The organism is Pseudoalteromonas sp. MMG007, from assembly GCF_018100985.1.
In the GTDB taxonomy this organism is placed as follows: domain Bacteria; phylum Pseudomonadota; class Gammaproteobacteria; order Enterobacterales; family Alteromonadaceae; genus Pseudoalteromonas.
Window position 1 is genome coordinate 1 of record NZ_JAGJEI010000040.1, and the last position, 1207, is coordinate 1207.

Genomic DNA, 1207 nt, shown 5'->3' on the forward strand with positions numbered 1-1207 from the left:
ATGGCAAAAGAAAAGTTTGAACGCGTAAAACCGCACGTAAACGTTGGTACAATCGGCCACGTTGACCACGGTAAAACTACACTAACTGCAGCAATCACTAACGTACTTGCAAAAGTATACGGCGGTGTTGCTAAAGATTTCGCATCAATCGATAACGCTCCAGAAGAGCGCGAGCGTGGTATCACAATCTCAACTTCTCACGTTGAGTACGATACGCCAACTCGTCACTACGCACACGTAGATTGTCCTGGTCACGCCGATTATGTTAAAAACATGATCACTGGTGCTGCTCAAATGGACGGCGCTATCTTAGTAGTAGCTGCGACTGACGGCCCAATGCCACAAACGCGTGAGCACATCCTACTTTCTCGCCAAGTTGGCGTACCTTACATCATCGTATTCATGAACAAATGTGACATGGTTGATGACGAAGAGCTACTTGAGCTAGTAGAAATGGAAGTTCGTGAACTTCTTTCTGAGTACGACTTCCCTGGTGATGATTTACCACTAATTCAAGGTTCTGCACTTAAAGCACTTGAAGGCGAAGAGCAATGGGAAGCTAAAATCGTAGAGCTTGCAGAAGCACTAGATTCTTACATTCCAGAGCCAGAGCGTGACATCGATAAGCCATTCATCATGCCTATCGAAGATGTTTTCTCAATTCAAGGTCGTGGTACAGTTGTAACTGGCCGTGTTGAAGCGGGTATCATCAACGTGAATGACGAAGTTGAAATCGTTGGTATCAAAGAGACTACTAAGTCTACTTGTACTGGTGTTGAAATGTTCCGTAAGCTTCTTGACGAAGGTCGTGCTGGTGAGAACATTGGTGCACTTCTACGTGGTACTAAGCGTGAAGACGTTGAACGTGGTCAAGTACTAGCTAAGCCTGGTTCAATCAAGCCACACACTACATTCACTTCAGAAGTATACGTACTTTCTAAAGATGAAGGTGGTCGTCATACTCCATTCTTCAAAGGTTACCGCCCACAGTTCTACTTCCGTACAACTGACGTAACAGGTGACGTACAGTTACCAGATGGCGTAGAAATGGTAATGCCTGGTGATAACGTTAAGATGACAGTAACTCTAATCGCGCCAATCGCGATGGATGAAGGTCTTCGTTTCGCTATCCGTGAAGGTGGCCGTACTGTAGGTGCTGGTGTTGTAGCAACTATCGTAGAGTAATAGTTAACTTTTAAGTTAATTA

The 1207-nt window shown here is 44.8% G+C and carries 1 protein-coding gene; it reads left to right on the top strand.

What is annotated here, in order from left to right; all coding sequences use genetic code 11:
- Positions 1 to 1185: an elongation factor Tu gene (tuf, locus tag J8L71_RS18310; protein ID WP_058548756.1), complete on the top strand. Its 1185-nt coding sequence runs from the start codon at positions 1 to 3 to the stop codon at positions 1183 to 1185.
- The last annotated feature ends 22 nt before the right edge of the window (positions 1186 to 1207 follow it).